This is a genomic window from Amycolatopsis sp. SID8362 (genome assembly GCF_010550475.1).
Classification (GTDB): Bacteria; Actinomycetota; Actinomycetes; order Mycobacteriales; family Pseudonocardiaceae; genus Amycolatopsis; species Amycolatopsis eburnea.
Map to the genome: position 1 here is coordinate 1 of NZ_JAAGNB010001316.1, position 15,304 is coordinate 15,304.

Genomic DNA, 15,304 nt, shown 5'->3' on the forward strand with positions numbered 1-15,304 from the left:
TCCGGCCGTGATGGGCCCCGGCTGGTACCTGCGGCGGCTGTCCCGGATGGGGCCGGCGGAGGTCGTCGGCCGTGCGCGGCACGCCGTCGTCCAGCGGCAGTGGCGGTCGGCCCTGCCGACGGCGCCGGACTGGCCGTCGCACCCGCGGTTCACCTCTGCGCTGCCGCCGGGCGTGCTCGGCAAGGTGTCCGCCGAGGCGGTTTCGCGGCTCCTCGCGACCGCCGACGAGCTGATGGCGGGCCGCGCCGAGTACTTCGGCGTGGTGCGCACGGACATGGTGGCGCCCGACTGGTTCCTCGACCCGAAGACCGGTCGCCGCGCGCCCTCGGACCGGTACGCGTTCGACGTCCCGTACCGGTCGGAGGACGAGGTCGGCGACATCAAGCAGATCTGGGAGCCGTCGCGCCACCAGCACCTGACCGTGCTGGCCGCGGCGTACGCCCTGACCGGCACCCCGGCGTACGCCACGCGCGTGGCCGCCCACCTGCGTTCGTGGTGGGCGGAGAACCCGCCGCTGCAGGGCCCGCACTGGGTGAGCGGCATCGAGCTGGGCATCCGGCTGCTGTCGTGGGTCTGGACGCGCCGCCTGCTCGACGGCTGGGCGGGCGCGCCGGAGCTGTTCGAGGACAACCCGGACTTCCAGCTCCAGCTGTGGCACCACCAGAACTGGCTCGCGACCCTGCGCAGCCACGGCTCGTCGGCGAACAACCATGTGATCGCCGAGGACGCCGGTCTGCTGGCGGCGGCGTGCGCGTTCGGCTGGTTCCCGGAATCGGCGGCCTGGCGGGCTTCGGCGACGCGTTCGCTGGACGTCCAGCTCGGCCGCAACACGTTCCCGTCCGGGCTGAACGCCGAACTGGCGTCGGAGTACCACGGCCTGGTCCTGGAGCTGGGGCTCGCGGCCGCGCTCGAGGCCGACGCGGCGGGCGTGCCGACGCCGGATTCGACGTGGGACGTCCTGCTCCGGATGACCGACGCCCTGGCGTCCATTGTGGACAACAAGGTGCGCCCCCCGCGCCAGGGCGACGCCGACGACGGCTTCGGCCTGATCGTCGACGGCACGGAAACGAACCGCTGGGCTTCGCTCCTGGCGTCCGGCGAGGTCCTGTTCGGCCGCCTGGACTGGTGGCCGGCAGTCCCCGGCGACGACGTCCGCACGCCGCTGCTGGCGTCGCTGGCCACGCGCACCCCGCGGGCTTCCGGCGTCCGCCCCGGTCGCCGCCCGGCGCACCTGCGCGACGCGGGCATGACGATCTTGCGATCGGGCCGCGTGTGGGCCCGCTGCGACGGCGGCCCCCACGGCTTCCTGTCGATCGCGGCCCACGCCCACGCGGACGCCCTGTCGGTGGAGGTCCGCCACGACGGCGTGGAGATCCTGGCCGATCCGGGCACGTTCTGCTACCACGGCGAACCCCGGTGGCGGTCGTACTTCCGCTCGACGCTCGGCCACAACACCCTGGAACTGAACGCCCGCGACCAGTCCGTCTCGGGCGGCCCGTTCCTGTGGACCCGGCACGCGGTGACGAAGGTCCTGGACGTCCGCACCCCACCCGAGGGCCCATCACACTGGTCGGCCGCCCACGACGGCTACGCACCGGCGGTCCACCGTCGCACGGTCGAGCTGGACGGCGAAGTGCTGACGATCTTCGACGAGGTCTTGGGCGAAGCGGGTTCGGCGGGCCGCTTGGCGTTCCACCTGGGCCCCGAGGTGACGGTCGTGCTCGACGGGACGACGGCGCACCTCCGCTGGCCCGCCCCCGACGCACCCACCGCGGCCGCGGAAGGTCGATCCGGTGCCGCGTCCGGCTCCGCCGGCGACGAACTCGAACCGCTCGCCGGCCGGGTGTCCGGGTCCCTCGCCGGTGGCGGAGCGCGGACCGCTGTGCTCGAGTTGCCACCCGAGCTGTCGTGGACCGCGCACCGCGGTCAGGTCGAGCCACCGCTCGGCTGGTACTCCGCGGGCTTCGGCCGGAAGGAACCTTCGACCACCCTCGTCGGCTCCGGGACTCCCGGACACCTCACCACCCTGCTCCGCTTCAGTTAGGACCCGCCCGTGACAGCCCGCCGCCTCCGACTCCGCCGTGCCGCTCCGCTGCTCGGTGTCCTGCTCACGGTCGCGGCGTGCTCGGGCGGGCCGGACACCGAAGGGGGACCGGCCCAGGCCACCCCGGCACCCAGCGGTTCGGTCGCGGCCGTGTGCGACAAGGAGCCCGCGGGCCCGGCGGCCGCGCCCGCGGGAGCGGTCGTCGTCGACCCGGCGGTGCCGGGCGACCTCGCGGCGAAGACGCGCTCGGCCGGCCCGGGCACGACGTTCTGGCTCAAGCCGGGCAAGCACATCCTCGGCAACGACAAGTACGACCAGGTGACCCCCAAGGACGGCGATGTCTACATCGGCGCACCGGGCGCGATCGTCGACGGCCGCAAGATCAACCAGTACGCCTTCACCGGGCACGCGGTGAACGTCAAGATCACCTACGTCACCGTGCAGGGCTTCGCCGCGCCGCACGACGAAGGCGTCGTCAACCACGACTCCGGGGACGGCTGGCTGATCGAGCACTCGACCATCCAGGACAACGACGGCGCCGGCCTGATGGCGGGCGCGCGCCAGCAGGTGCGCGGTAACTGCCTGCGCCGCAACGGCCAGTACGGGATCAACGCCTACTCCGGCGCCACCCCCCTCACCGCGCTCGTCGTGGAGGGCAACGAGATCGCCGGCAACAACACCGGCGACTGGGAGACGAAGATCGACGGCTGCGGCTGCAGCGGCGGGATCAAGTTCTGGGACGTCAACGGCGCCGACGTGCGCGGCAACTGGGTGCACGACAACCACGGCACCGGGCTCTGGGCCGACACGAACAACAACGACTTCCTCATCGAGGGCAACCTCATCGAGAACAACGACGGTGCCGCGCTGATCTACGAGATCAGCTACAACGCCGTCATCCGGGACAACACGGTCCGCAAGAACAACTGGGTCGACGGTCGCCGGTACGCCGACCGGGGCGACAACTTCCCGACGCCGACGATCTACATCTCCGAGTCCGGCGGCGAGCCGAGGGTCAAGGCGCGCACCGCGAAGATCGAAATCTCCCGCAACTACCTGGAGAACAACTGGTCCGGGATCACGTTGTGGGAGAACGCCGACCGCTTCTGCAACAGCCCGGCCAACACCTCCTCCGGCGACTGCACCCGGCTGGTGCCGAACGTGAAGCAGTGCGCGGCCCCGGCCATCACGACCGGCCCGTTGCTCGCCGATTGCCGCTGGAAGACCCAGCACGTCGACATCCACGACAACAAGTTCGTCCTCGACCCGGCGGTCGTCGGCTGCCAGGCCGCGTGCGGCCGGATGGGCCTGCTGTCGAACTTCGGCACCTACCCGGACTGGTCGCCGTACAAGGGCGAGGCCGTCCAGGAGGCGATCACGTTCAAGCAGGACAACCGCTGGCACGACAACAGCTACACCGGCCCGTGGACGTTCATCGTGTACACGACCGACCGCGTCCTCGAGGTCGGCGAGTGGGAAGGCACGCCGTACTCGCAGGACACCGGGAGCACGTACAGCGCGCAGGGCGGGGGCTGACATGACGGCGCACACCGCATCGGTGGCGGGCATCCGCGGCGAGGCCGCGGCCGAACCCGCGTCCTCGACGCCGAAGTGGGCGGGTCTGGCCTGGGCACTGCTGATCCTCAACACGCTCGGCTCGACCGGCGCGAAGACGGTCATTCCGCTGCCGCGCTCGGTCAGCCAGCTGGTCACGATGGGCGCGCTGATGACGGCCTTCGTGATCGCGCTGGTGCTGAACAAGCACCTGCGGATCCGCCCGAGCGCCTACCTGCTGCTGCTGACGCTGCTGCTGGTGACCAGCATCCTCTCCAGCGCCGACCTGCAGGAAGGCGCCGGCGCCCTGTTCCGGTGCTTCCGGCTGACGGTGTTCGTGTCCACGCTCTGGCTGCTGACGCGTTGGTGGGACGGTGGCTTCGCCTTCGTCCGCTACCACATCCGCACCTACGCCATCGTGCTCGCGTCCGTGGCGATCGGCCTGGTGATCTCCCCGGGCAACGCGATGCCGGACATCTACGGCGGCCGGCTTTCGGGTGCGATCTGGCCGCTCACCCCGCCGCAGATCGGCCAGTACGCGGCGGTCATCGCCGGGCTCACGCTCCTCCTCTGGTTCGGGCGCCGCACGACGTGGCGCAGCGCGGTGTTCATCGTGGTGCCGGTGCTGGGCCTATTGATGCTCACGCACACCCGCACCGCGACGCTCGGCCTAGTCGCCGGGCTCTCGGTGGCCTTCCTGTCGATGCTGCTGACCAGCGCCCGCGCGCGGAAGGTGTTCGCGTGGACGGTCGGCGTCGGCGGGGTCGCCGGCCTGGTGCTCGCGGGCGCGCTCCAGACGTGGTTCCTCCGCGGGCAGAGCGCCGACAACTTCTCCAGCCTCACGGGCCGGGCGAAGGTGTGGGACGCCCTGCTGGAGGCCCCGCGGACGACGGCCGAGTACATCTTCGGCGTGGGCCTGACCGACAAGTCCTACGACGGCCTCCCGATCGACAACAGCTGGCTCGCGGTCTACCACGAGCAGGGCTTCGTCGGGATCGCCCTGGTCGCCGCGTTCCTGCTGACGTTGATCGTCGTCGCGGTGCTGCGGCCGCCTTCACTGGCGAGGGCGTGCGCGATCTTCCTGATCACCTACTGCGTTTCGGCCTCCTACACCGAAGCTGGTCTCGGCGACGCGTCGCCGTATCTGCTGCACCTGGCCGTGGCCGCGTCACTGCTGGTCCGCGGGGTGCCGCAGTCCGACGAACAAGCATTCATCCCGGCGAAGGGGGCAAGCGCGTGAGGGTGCTCGTGGTGCACAACCGGTACCGGTCCGAGCAGCCGAGCGGCGAGAACAACGTCGTCGACGCCGAAGTCTCGCTGCTGGCCGAGGGCGGTCACGAGGTGTCGCTGTTCGAACGCCGCAGCGACGACATCGCGGCGATGCCGCTGCCCCGCAAGGCCGCGGTGCCGCTGATGGTGCCGTGGAACCCGGCGGTGCGGAAGGAACTCGCCGCCCGGCTGCGCGCGAAGCGCCCGGACGTAGTGCACATCCACAACACGTTCCCGCTGCTGTCGCCTTCGGTGGTCGCCGCCTGCGCGGACGCGGGGGTGCCCGCGGTCGCGACGCTGCACAACTACACGATGGTCTGCCCGCCCGGCACGCTCCACCGCGACGGCCACATCTGCACCGAGTGCGTCGGCGGCTCACCGTTGCCGGCGGTGAAGCACGGCTGTTACCGCGGTTCGAGCGCGGCCACGCTCCCGATGGCGGCGAGCATGGTCGCGAACCGCCGCCGGTGGTGGACGGGCGTTTCGCGGTTCTTCTGCATTTCGGCGGCGCAACGAGACCTCCTGGTGTCGGCCGGGATGCCCGGCGAGCGGATGGCGGTGAAGCACAACTTCGTCACCGACCCCGGTGTCCGCCGCACCGGCGACGGGACGCATGTCCTGTTCCTCGGCCGGATCACCGAGGAGAAGGGGGTCGGCCTGCTGATGCGGGCCTGGGACCGCCTCGGCGGTGCCCTGGGCGTTCCGCTGGTCATCGCCGGCACGGGCCCGATGCAGGACGAGGTCGCGGCCTGGGCGACCGGACGTTCCGACGTCTCGTACGTGGGTCTCCGGAACAAGGCCGAGTGCCGCGCGCTCACGGCCGGCGCGGTGGCGGTGGTCGCGCCGTCGACGTGGCTGGAGGCGTTCGGCCTCGTGGTGGTCGAGGCGATGGCGGCGGGCGTGCCCACGGTCGCGGCCGCCCACGGGGCGTTCCCGGAGCTTGTCGAGGACGGCGTCACCGGCCTCCTGCACCAGCCGAACGACGAGGTGTCACTCGCGGAACGACTGCGTGAGATCGTCGGCGACCGCAACCGCGAGATGGGCGACGCGGCCCGCGTCCGGTACGAGAAGGACTTCACCCCGGCGGTCGGCCTGGACCGGCTGATCGCCGGGTACAAGGCGGCGATCGAGGCGTGAAGCAGCTCGTCCGGACGGCACCCGCGGTCCTGCCGGCCGCCCTGCGCACCCCGCTCGCGATGTCGGGAGCGCTGGCGACGGCGGTCCTCGTCGCACTCGGCATCCTTCACTTCCACGACTCCGGGTTGACGGGGGTCGACGCCGCTGTCTTGCCGTCGCTCGACGGGGTCGAGCCACCGTGGCGGTACGTCGCGCTGGTCATCGACTTCGGCGGCGAACCGGTGGGATCGGTCGTGCTGGTCGCCCTGATCGCGGGGGTGTGCGTCTTGGCCCGCCGCGCGCGAACGGCCGTGCTGACGGTGCTGGGCGTCCTGGTCACGGTGGCGGTGACGACGGTCCTGAAGCCGCTCGTCGGGCGCACCATCCACGGTGAATTCCTGTCGTATCCGAGCGGGCACACGGCGTTGGCGACGGCGCTCGCGCTGATCATCGGTCTGTTGCTGGTCGATCGGCTGGGGCTCGGGCGTGCGAGCGCGGTGGTGCTGATCCTCGGCTTGGCGCTGGTCGCCGGGATCGCGATGGGCTGGGCCGAGGTGGCCTTGGGGGCGCACTACCCGACGGACGCGGCCGGGGGGTTCTGCGCCGCGCTGGCCGCGGTCCCGGCGACCGGATGGGTGGTCGACCGCGTCGCCGACCGGCTCTGACGACGAGCTCGCGAGCCGGTATCGGCTGGTGGACAGCATGGGCGGTGAGCCCGGCTGGGCCGCCGGTGGCTGGACGAGTTGGTCGCCGTCGCGGGTGGGCGTGGCCGATCCGCTGCCGGTCGGCCGGTGAGCGGTTGCCCGCAGCTGCGGGAGCGAGTGGCCGATCGGCTCGGAGGACGGGCTGCCGATCGGGCCGTCGCCGTATCGACCGCCAAGTCGCGGCTGTGAGTGGGCGTGGCCGCGGCCGGAGGGAACGGGGTCGCGGACCGCGTCGCTGATCCGTTCGCCGGCGCTGTCGGTCCGCGCGGGGGGCGTTCGTCGGTGGGGTGTCCGACTCGTGAAGGAGACCCTCGTGATCCAAGACTTGATCGCCGCCGAGCGGCGGGAACTGGCTGCCGTGCTGGACGGGCTTTCGCCGGCTGACTGGATGGCGCCGACCTTGTGCGCGGGCTGGCGGGTGCCCGAGGTCGTCGCGCACGTGACCATGCCGTTCCGGTTCTCGACCGGGCGGTTCGTGCGGGAGATGCTGAGGTCCGGCGGGCGGTTCAACGCCATGGCTGACCGGGTGGCCCGCCGCGACGCGGCCGAGCTGTCCCGCGAAGCGCTGGTCGCCTCGCTGCGCGACAACGCCGACCACCCGTGGCGGCCGCCGGGTGGCGGCGCGGAAGGCGCCTTGAGCCACGACGTGATCCACGGGCTGGACATCACGACCGCTCTCGGCCTCGAGCGCCGGGTTCCGCTGGAACGCCTCGAGGTGATCTTCGCGACGATGAAGCCCAAGCAGGTCAAGTACTTCGGAGCCGACCTGGACGGCGTCGCCTTGCGTGCCGACGATCTCGACTGGTCGTACGGCACCGGCACCCCGCTCACCGGGGCCGCCCAGGACCTGTTGCTCGTGCTGTGTGATCGGCGGTTGCCCGCCGGGCGTCTTCGAGGGGAGGCGAGCGCGCGCTTCACCACGGTCTGAGTTCCTTCCGCAATTGGTCCATTGTGGATAGACGGGACGTACCGAACTGCAACGCCTGGAAACCGGCTTCGCGGGCGGCGGTCACGTTTTCTTCGCGATCGTCGATGAACAGGACGCGGTCGGGCACCACGTCGAGCCGGCGGCACAGCGTGGCGAACGCTTCCGGGTCGGGCTTGCGCACGCCGATGTCCCCGCTGACGAACCAGTCGGTGATGTACTCGCCGAGTCCGAACCGCTCGCGCAGCAGTTTCGACCACTCGCTGACGTCGTTGCTCAAGCAGGCGAGCCGCACGCCGGTGGCTTCGAGTTCGGCGAGCAGGGCGACCGCGCCTTCGGTGAGGCGGTGGTTCAGGCAGTACGCCTCGTCCGACGTCCCGGGAGCGTCCGCTGCCGCCCAGAAGTCCGCGGAGGACATCTTGCCGACGCTGCATTCCCGGTACAGCTGGGCGATTTCCGGGCCGTCCAGCACGCAGCCGTGGCTGCGGAGGTACGGCACCAGCAGGTCCGCGACGTCGTCGGCGCGCGAGTAGAGCACGCCCATGGCGTCGAAAACCACGACGTCGATCGCGTCGCGGTCGCCGGCTGGAGGAGTGGAGGTCGAAGGGGCCATGTCTTCGACGGTACCGAACACTTGTGCGAGCGCCATCGCTGGAACGGGTGAAGCAGGTGCGTCCGAAATTCTCCGTTCGCGACTTTTCCCTTGTGTGACAACGGAAATCTAGACGATCAGAGCGGACGCCGGTGGAAACTGTCGGACCCGGTCGGCAAGCTCGTGATCAGCAGCCGGCGGACCCACCGTCGAACGAAGAGCACTCGTCCTGCGAGTAGGGCTCAGCCCGCCAGCCCGCAGCGTCGACCGTCCTGGAGGTGTCATGCACGACGAAGACCCACGGCCCGGTGTAGGAGTTGGCGTGCCACCGGTTGCCCTGGTGGAACGTGATGGCCTCCTCGACCACGGTTCCCTTGTAGGGGGACCAGTCCGGGAAGGTCCCGTAGTTCGAAAGCAGCGCCATCCGCCCGCAGAGGCTCGTGCAGCCGACCCGGCCGGGATCGAACCGGAAGGTGTTCCCGTGGATCTCGACCCGCTGCGTCTTCCAGCGGCAGTCGTCGTACGCCGGCGGCTTCTCGATCGTGCCCGCGGCGCACGAAGACTTCTGCGCGACCTTGGTGCAGTAGCCCGAAGACGTGTTCGCCGGGCTGTTGCAGAAGCGGTCGGCGTTCTCCCACAACGTGATCCCGGCCCAGTTGTCCTCGAAGGTGTTCCCGCTGATGTCGACGGTCGAAGTCCGCGCCGGCACGCGGGGTTCGCCGCCGGATTCCGACAGGTACACCGTCGCCACCGGGAAGTTGTCGCCGCGGGCGGCGAACGCGCGGCCCTGCACCAGGGTGTTGCCGCGGAACGTGTTGCCGCGCAGCACGAGGTTGTAGCTGGTCTCGTAGAACAGCGCCTCGGCGGCGTTCGCCTCGAACAGGTTGTCCTCGACGAGGAAGTCGTTGTTCTCCGTGTCGGCCCAGAGGCCGGCGCCGTGGTTCCCGTGGACCCAGTTCCCGCGGACGTCGGCCCCGTTCACGGCCCAGAACTTGGCGCCGCCGCTGCACCCGCAGCCCGGCACCTTGGTCTCCCAGTCGCCGGTGTTGTTGCCGGTGATCTCGTTGCCCTCCAGCACGAGCCCGGTGATGCCGTCGCCGGCCTGGTAGGCGTTGAGCCCGTACTGGCCGTTGTCGCGCAGGCAGGTGTGCCGGACGACCTGGTGCGCACCGGCCATCAGCCCGGCGCCGTCGTTGTCCTCGATAGTCGTGTTCTCGATGAGCCAGCCGTCGCCGGAGTCGTGGTTGACCACGCCCTGGTCCTGCAGGGCGGCGAAGCCGCGGATGGTGAGCCCGCGGATCTCGACGTCACGCGCCCGCTGGGTGAAGGCCGCGCGGTTGACGCCGCGGCCGTCGACGACCGCGCCCGGCGCGCCGAGGTAGACGTCGCCGTCCTTCGGGGCGACCTGGCCGAACTCGTCCGTGCCGAGGGTGTGGGTGCCGGGGCGGAGCCAGAACGTGGTGCCGGGCGGGTGCGCGGCCGTCTGGGTGGAGAGGTCTCCGTCGACACCCGGATCGACGGAGACGGCCCCGGAAGGCGGTTCCTCGTGCTCCGCGGGCTGGTGGTCGCACACCGGCCCGGGCCCGTCGGCCGCCTGCGCGATCGCCGGGCAGGCCGCGGCGATCAGGAGCGAGCAAGCGGCGACGAGGAGCGCACGGGATCTGCCCATGGCAGGAAGCTACGCACGAACGGGCGGGAAAACAGTCCCCCGCCGGTGTCCTCATCGGACCCACGGGGTGAATCCGGCGCGCCCGCGCGGGGCCGCGCCGGGTCAGGCGTACTTGCGGAACACGGGCTGCACCGGGCGCCCGCCCATCCAGGGCGTCGGGTCCTGGGCGTCGAGCGCCTTCCGGTACACCGTGCAGGCCTGGGAGACCACGTCGATCGTCTTGTCGATGTCGGCTTCGGTGAGCGCGGCACTGACCACGAAGGACGGTCCGAGCACGCCGCCGCCGATCAGCTCGCGCAGGAACAGCGTCCGGTAGGGCTGCGACGGCTTGCCGTCCTCGTCGAGCGTGCCGAAGACGAGGTTGCTGGCCCGGCCGCGGACGACGACGTGGTCCTCGACGCCCATCCCGGCCGCCACCTCGCGGACACCGGCGGCGAGCCGGTCGCCGAGGACGTGGAGCCTGCCGACGACGTCCTCGTCGCGGTAGACGTCCATCACCGCCATCGCGGCGGCGAGCGAGTGGGTCTCGGCGCCGTGGGTGGTGGACAGCAGGAACACCCGTTCGCGGGCGCTGCGCAGGCCGCCGATCTCCATCAGCTCCCGCTTGCCGGCCAGCGCCGAGACGGCGAAGCCGTTGCCGAGCGCCTTGCCGAACGTCGAGAGGTCGGGCGTGACGCCGTAGAGGCCCTGCGCGCCGTGGGCGGACCAGCGGAAGCCGGTGATCATCTCGTCGAAGACCAGCACGACGCCGTACCGGGTGGCCAGCTCGCGCAGGCCTTGCAGGTACCCCGGCGGCGGCTCCACCGCCGCGGCCGCCTCCAGGATCAGGCACGCGATCTCGCCGTCGTGGCGCTGCAGCAGCTCCTCCGTGGCCTGCAGGTCGCCGTACGGGAAGGACACCGTCGACTCGGTCGTCTCGTCCGGGATGCCGGCGTTCATCGGCGTGGTGCCGATGAACCAGTCGTCGGTGGAGAAGAAGGCGTGGTCGGCGCACTTGGCGACGAGCTTGCGGCCGGTGGCGGCGCGGGCCAGCTTGACGGCGGCAGTCGTGGCGTCGGAGCCGTTCTTGGTGAACTTCACCATGTCTGCGGTCGGGACGTTCTCGAGGAACCGCTCGGCCGCTTCGGCCTCGATGATCGACGGGCGGATGAAGTTGCTGCCCTTGTCGAGCTCGCCGCGGACCGCTTCGACGACCCGCGGGTGGGCATGGCCGAGGATGACCGCCCGCAGGCCGGAGCCGTACTCGATGTACTCGTTGCCGTCGACGTCCCAGACGTGGCCGCCGCGGCCGTGGGAGATGACCGGGGCCATCCCTTCGGGGTACTGGTCCGAGCCCTTGGCGTAGGTGTGGGCACCGCCCGGGATGACCCGGTGCAGCCGGGCGTTCGCCTCCGTGGAGCGGGGCAAGTTCGTTCCCATGGGGGTCACCTCGTTGGTTTCAACGCCTCTAGGAGAGACGGTGCGCGCTCATCCCGGTCACTGACCATTGTGACCGACAGTGGCCACGGAATGTCCAATTCTGGGTCTTTGTACGAAATTGTGATGTCTTCCGACGGGTCGTGCGGCCGATCGATACGGTACGACACGTCCGAGACTTCGGTGAGTGACTGGAATCCGTGCGCGCAGCCTGCCGGGATGTACACGGAAACCTGTGTCTCACCGGAAAGTTCGAACGTTTTGACATTGCGGAACGTGGGCGAATCCGGTCGGAGATCCACCACGACGTCGAAGATCGCGCCGTGCGAGCACCGCACCAGCTTCGCCTCGCCGGCGCCGCCGCGCAGGTGCATGCCGCGGACGACTCCCTTGCGGGAGCGGGAAAGGCTGTCCTGGGCGAAGCCGTCCGGGTCGATCCCCACCGACGCGACGACTTCGCGGTCGAACGTCCGGCTGAAGAAGCCGCGCTGGTCGGCGTGCGGTGTCGGCTCGAACAGGTACACGCCCTCGATCTCGGGCACCGGAATGGCCTTCATCGCGCACCCCCGAAGAGGGCCGCCGAAAGGGCGGCGAACTGGTCCTTGAGCCGTTGAACGTTGTTTTCGTTCCGTTCCGCCAGGATCTGGCGCAGCTCCGGTGAACGGTTTTCGAGTTCGGTGAACTGCTCGACGAGCCGGTCGAAGCCGACGGTCTTCGCCCGCTGGGTGAAGCCGTCGAGGCCCATCTCCGCCATGAGCACGTCGTTCTTCGGCGCGTACCCGATCGCGACGGTCGGTTTCGCGACCTTCAGGGCGCAGAGCACGTTGTGGTAGCGCGTGGCCACCACGCTGTCCACCGCTGCCATCTCGTGCATCAGCTCGTCCAAGGTCTCCGCCGAGGCCGCCGTGACCAGCGGGGAAGCGGTCTTCTCGAGGATCTCGTCGACGACCTGCCGGTCGATCTGGTCGCCGATGAACAACCGGACGGGTCTGCCCTGGTCAACGAGCCAGGCGACGAAACGGTTCATCGTGTCCACGTAGTGGCGGTAGATGCGGTCGCCGTCGGCGCGGTCGTCGTTGCCGCCGTAGTAGGCCATCACGCCGACCCCGACGGTGCCCGGCGGGCCGTCGGCGTCCGGGGTGGGGAGGGAGAACGCGAGGTCGGGGTAGACCTCGTCGCGGCTGGTGTCGACACCCATGGCGCGCATGGCGTCGCGGGAGATGTCGTCCCGGTAGGAGCGGTAGGCGGCCAGGCGGCCGGCCCAGCGGACGAGCGTCCGGGTCGCCCGCGCGCTGATGTGGTTCGCGCCGACGCTCACCAGCGCGATCTTGGTGCCGAAGAGCCGCCCGGTGGCGGAAAGGAGGAAAAGCGAATACGGAAAACCCCACGGACGCAGCGGAAGCGTCGCCTCGAGGACGCCCATGCCGGGCACGATGACGACGTCCTGCCGACGGACCCACGCCGCCGTGCGGCCGATGTCGACCAGCTTGCCGAGTCCCTTGAGGACGATCGACCGGAGGCCGGACGCCGTCTCGTACTCGGACTGGTTCCAGTGCAGGGGCGTGGTGTCGACGCCGTACCGCTCGCGGACGATGTCCGGGCCGCCCACCAGGCCGGTCAGGACGGCGTCCGGGTGTTCGGCGCGCAGGTAGCCGAGCACGGCTTCGAGGGAACCGTCGTTGCCGAGGTTCCCCGAGCCGAGCAGGCCGAAGACGCCGACGCGCGGGGCACGCTTCACGCGAGCCTGCCTTCCCGGCCGGCCACGATCTCGTTGACCGTGGTGACGTCGGAGGCGGTCGGCGCGCGGTCCTCGACGCGTTCGCCTTGGCCGGAGCGCGCCCGGTTCGTCAGCCAGGCGCCGAGGTGGCCGAAGCACTCGCGCTTGTCGGCGGCCGAGATCGGCGCTCGCCGGATGAGGTCCGCGAACCCGTAGACGTACTCGCCGAGCAGGCGGACGGTGGGATTCCGGAGCCGGTTCGCGCGCCGCGGGTCCAGATTCGCGCACCGGCTCCGGATGGTCGGGTTGGCCCGTTCCGCGCGGCCCGGGTGGTCGCGGCGGAAGTAGAGCAGCTCGGGTACCTGGTAGAAGGGGCCGTGCAGGGCCATCTCGGCCGAGTACGTCCGGTCCGCGTGGTGGTAGCTGTCGAGCGGCTTGACGCGGCGGAGGACGTCGGCGCGGATGACGCCGTAGAAGTCGTCGCCGCCGGGCTCGAACAGGATGCTGCGGAAGCGGTCCGGCGCGTGCCGGGAGCCGGTGTCCAACGTGTACTGCAGCGGCTGGACGATGCGGCCGTCGCCGTCGATGATGGCCTGGTCGCAGTGGGCGAGGATGACGTCCGGGCGCTCGTCGAGGGCGTCGACGCACCGCTTGAGCAGGTCGCGGGCGTAGAGGTCGTCGTGCGAGACCCACTTGAAGAGCTCGGTGCGGGAGACGTCGAACACGAAGTTGTGGTTCGGCGTCGCGCCGATGTTCTTCGGCTGGCGGACGTAGCGGATGCGCGAGTCCTTCTCGGCGTAGCGGCGGCAGATCTCGTCGGTGCCGTCCGTGGAGGCGTTGTCCGAGATGACCAGCTCGAAGTCTTCGTAGGTCTGGCCGAGCAGGGCTTCCAGTGACTCGGCGAGGTACTCCTCGCCGTTGTACACCGGGAGGCCGAGGCTCAGCCGCGGGACGGTGGTCATGGAGTCCTCATTCCTTGATGGGCTCTTTGATCGGCTCGAAGACGACGGTGGGCTCGTCGGCGGACGGCGGGACGTAGTCGCGCAGCCCGAGGCGCAGCTGCAGCCACCACACGACGGAGCCGCTGAGCGTCGCGGTCGCGACGCCCCACGCGGATCCGGCCGCGCCACCGAGGAAGGCGCCCGTGATGCCGAACGTGACGTAGAACAGGGAGGCGATCAGCTGGGAACGCAGGCTCCGCTTGGCCGCGCCCAGCGCGCGGAGCCCGGCGGCCGCGCCGGTGGCGAAGCTCGCGCCGACCACGGCCAGGGTGACCGGGAGGATCAGCGGGGACGAGGAGTCCCACACCGAGCCCATCACCCAGCGTCCGGCGCGGTCGGGCACCAGGAGCAGCAGTCCGAGACCCCAGCACAGGGCGGCGGCGGCCTGCCCGCCGCCGAGGATCACGCAGAAGTGCTTCAGCCGGTGCGGCGCCCGCTGAAGCACCCGCGCGCCCTCGGCGACGGTGACCAGGGAGAGCCCCATGAGCAGGGCCAGGAACGGGCCGAGGAGCTGTTCGGCGCCGCGGACCGCGCCGACGGCGGTGATGCCGGCGATGGCGCCGAGGCCGTAGGCGCGTAGCTGGGACGCGCCGCTGTTGCTGACGTTCTCGACGAGGTACCGGACGCTGAGGTCGCGTTGGCGCCGGAACCAGCCCAGTGCCTCGCGGGGGTGGGGCAGGATGCCGGTCTGGAACCAGCCGTAGCCGGCCGCGACCGCGCCGGAGAGGCCCCAGGCCAGCACGAACGCGACCACCGTGTGGACCTGAGCGGCGATGTACAGCGCCGGGACGAGCGCCACGCCCCACACGCAGTCGTTGATGAAGGCCTTCTTGCCCGCGCCGCGGGCGAAGAACGCGAACCGCCAGGCGTCCTGCAGCAGCAGGCCCGGCAGGACGACGGCGAGCGCGACGAACGCGTTGCCGAGCGGGCCGCCCGCGGCCAGCCCGGCGACCAGGCTGATCAGGCCGGTCGCGCAGCCGACGCCGATGGCGGTGCCCGACGCGCTGGCGACCCCTAGGCGCCAGCGGTCCTCGGGCACGGCGCTGAACCGCACCATCAGCGGGTCGGTGGCCAGGCCGCGCGACACGTTCAGCACCACGCCGTAGGTCACCCAGGCGAGGCTGAAGACGCCGAACGCGAACGTGCCGAGTGAGCGCGCCACGTACAGCCCGACGGCGAAGTTCGTCAGGCTGGACACCGCCTGGTCGCCGAGGCCCCAGCTCAACCGTCCGGCCATCGCGCGCACCGCGCCCGACCGGAAGATCGAGCGCGGGGCACGGCGGTGGTTGGCCACGTC

Annotated in this window: 13 protein-coding genes; 6 read left to right on the forward strand and 7 right to left on the reverse strand. The window is 70.9% G+C overall.

Annotated elements, in window-relative coordinates; translation table 11 throughout:
- The first annotated feature begins 10 nt into the window (after positions 1–10).
- The 6 genes from G3I65_RS40115 (at position 11) to G3I65_RS40140 (ending at position 7,615) form a co-directional block, all read left to right on the forward strand.
- Positions 11–2,044, forward strand: coding sequence for an alginate lyase family protein (locus G3I65_RS40115; protein ID WP_163046836.1), 2,034 nt, complete (start codon positions 11–13; stop codon positions 2,042–2,044).
- Between the two features lie 9 nt (positions 2,045–2,053).
- On the forward strand, positions 2,054–3,580 hold the full coding sequence (locus G3I65_RS40120) for a right-handed parallel beta-helix repeat-containing protein (RefSeq protein ID WP_160700701.1): 1,527 nt from the start codon (positions 2,054–2,056) through the stop codon (positions 3,578–3,580).
- Between the two features lies 1 nt (position 3,581).
- Positions 3,582–4,838: an O-antigen ligase domain-containing protein gene (locus tag G3I65_RS40125; RefSeq protein ID WP_239071733.1), complete on the forward strand. Its 1,257-nt coding sequence runs from the start codon at positions 3,582–3,584 to the stop codon at positions 4,836–4,838.
- Complete coding sequence (locus G3I65_RS40130) at positions 4,835–6,004, forward strand: glycosyltransferase family 4 protein (protein WP_160700702.1); 1,170 nt, start codon at positions 4,835–4,837, stop codon at positions 6,002–6,004. Before G3I65_RS40125 ends, G3I65_RS40130 begins: the two co-directional genes overlap by 4 nt.
- On the forward strand, positions 6,001–6,648 hold the full coding sequence (locus tag G3I65_RS40135; RefSeq protein ID WP_160700703.1) for a phosphatase PAP2 family protein: 648 nt from the start codon (positions 6,001–6,003) through the stop codon (positions 6,646–6,648). The genes G3I65_RS40130 and G3I65_RS40135 overlap by 4 nt, the downstream gene beginning before the upstream one ends.
- Before the next feature lie 352 nt (positions 6,649–7,000).
- Positions 7,001–7,615, forward strand: coding sequence for a maleylpyruvate isomerase family mycothiol-dependent enzyme (locus tag G3I65_RS40140; RefSeq protein ID WP_160700704.1), 615 nt, complete (start codon positions 7,001–7,003; stop codon positions 7,613–7,615).
- Here G3I65_RS40140 and G3I65_RS40145 read toward each other — a convergent pair.
- The 7 genes from G3I65_RS40145 to G3I65_RS40175 form a co-directional block, all read right to left on the reverse strand.
- On the reverse strand, positions 7,602–8,225 hold the full coding sequence (locus tag G3I65_RS40145; RefSeq protein WP_160700705.1) for an HAD family hydrolase: 624 nt from the start codon (positions 8,223–8,225) through the stop codon (positions 7,602–7,604). The genes G3I65_RS40140 and G3I65_RS40145 overlap by 14 nt on opposite strands.
- Before the next feature lie 166 nt (positions 8,226–8,391).
- Positions 8,392–9,873 (reverse strand): right-handed parallel beta-helix repeat-containing protein, encoded by a 1,482-nt coding sequence (locus G3I65_RS40150; protein ID WP_166641163.1) that lies wholly within the window; start codon positions 9,871–9,873, stop codon positions 8,392–8,394.
- Between the two features lie 102 nt (positions 9,874–9,975).
- A complete protein-coding gene (locus tag G3I65_RS40155) occupies positions 9,976–11,292 on the reverse strand; it encodes a glutamate-1-semialdehyde 2,1-aminomutase (RefSeq protein ID WP_160700706.1) in 1,317 nt (438 codons plus the stop codon).
- Positions 11,293–11,297: 5 nt separating this feature from the next.
- Positions 11,298–11,846 (reverse strand): dTDP-4-dehydrorhamnose 3,5-epimerase family protein, encoded by a 549-nt coding sequence (locus tag G3I65_RS40160; protein ID WP_160700707.1) that lies wholly within the window; start codon positions 11,844–11,846, stop codon positions 11,298–11,300.
- Positions 11,843–13,027: a polysaccharide pyruvyl transferase family protein gene (locus G3I65_RS40165; RefSeq protein ID WP_160700708.1), complete on the reverse strand. Its 1,185-nt coding sequence runs from the start codon at positions 13,025–13,027 to the stop codon at positions 11,843–11,845. Before G3I65_RS40165 ends, G3I65_RS40160 begins: the two co-directional genes overlap by 4 nt.
- Positions 13,024–13,968 carry a glycosyltransferase family 2 protein gene (locus G3I65_RS40170; protein ID WP_160700709.1) on the reverse strand — a complete coding sequence of 315 codons (945 nt, stop codon included), beginning with the start codon at positions 13,966–13,968 and terminating at the stop codon, positions 13,024–13,026. Before G3I65_RS40170 ends, G3I65_RS40165 begins: the two co-directional genes overlap by 4 nt.
- Before the next feature lie 7 nt (positions 13,969–13,975).
- A complete protein-coding gene (locus G3I65_RS40175) occupies positions 13,976–15,301 on the reverse strand; it encodes a hypothetical protein (RefSeq protein WP_160700710.1) in 1,326 nt (441 codons plus the stop codon).
- Positions 15,302–15,304: the final 3 nt, after the last annotated feature.

Coding starts and splice junctions, on each gene's coding strand:
- G3I65_RS40150 (WP_166641163.1), bottom strand. CDS start 9,873: ATGGGCAGATCCCGTGCGCTCCTCGTCGCCGCTTGCTCGCTCCTGATC.
- G3I65_RS40170 (WP_160700709.1), bottom strand. CDS start 13,968: ATGACCACCGTCCCGCGGCTGAGCCTCGGCCTCCCGGTGTACAACGGC.
- G3I65_RS40160 (WP_160700707.1), bottom strand. CDS start 11,846: ATGAAGGCCATTCCGGTGCCCGAGATCGAGGGCGTGTACCTGTTCGAG.
- G3I65_RS40145 (WP_160700705.1), bottom strand. CDS start 8,225: ATGGCCCCTTCGACCTCCACTCCTCCAGCCGGCGACCGCGACGCGATC.
- G3I65_RS40125 (WP_239071733.1), top strand. CDS start 3,582: ATGACGGCGCACACCGCATCGGTGGCGGGCATCCGCGGCGAGGCCGCG.
- G3I65_RS40155 (WP_160700706.1), bottom strand. CDS start 11,292: ATGGGAACGAACTTGCCCCGCTCCACGGAGGCGAACGCCCGGCTGCAC.
- G3I65_RS40115 (WP_163046836.1), top strand. CDS start 11: ATGGGCCCCGGCTGGTACCTGCGGCGGCTGTCCCGGATGGGGCCGGCG.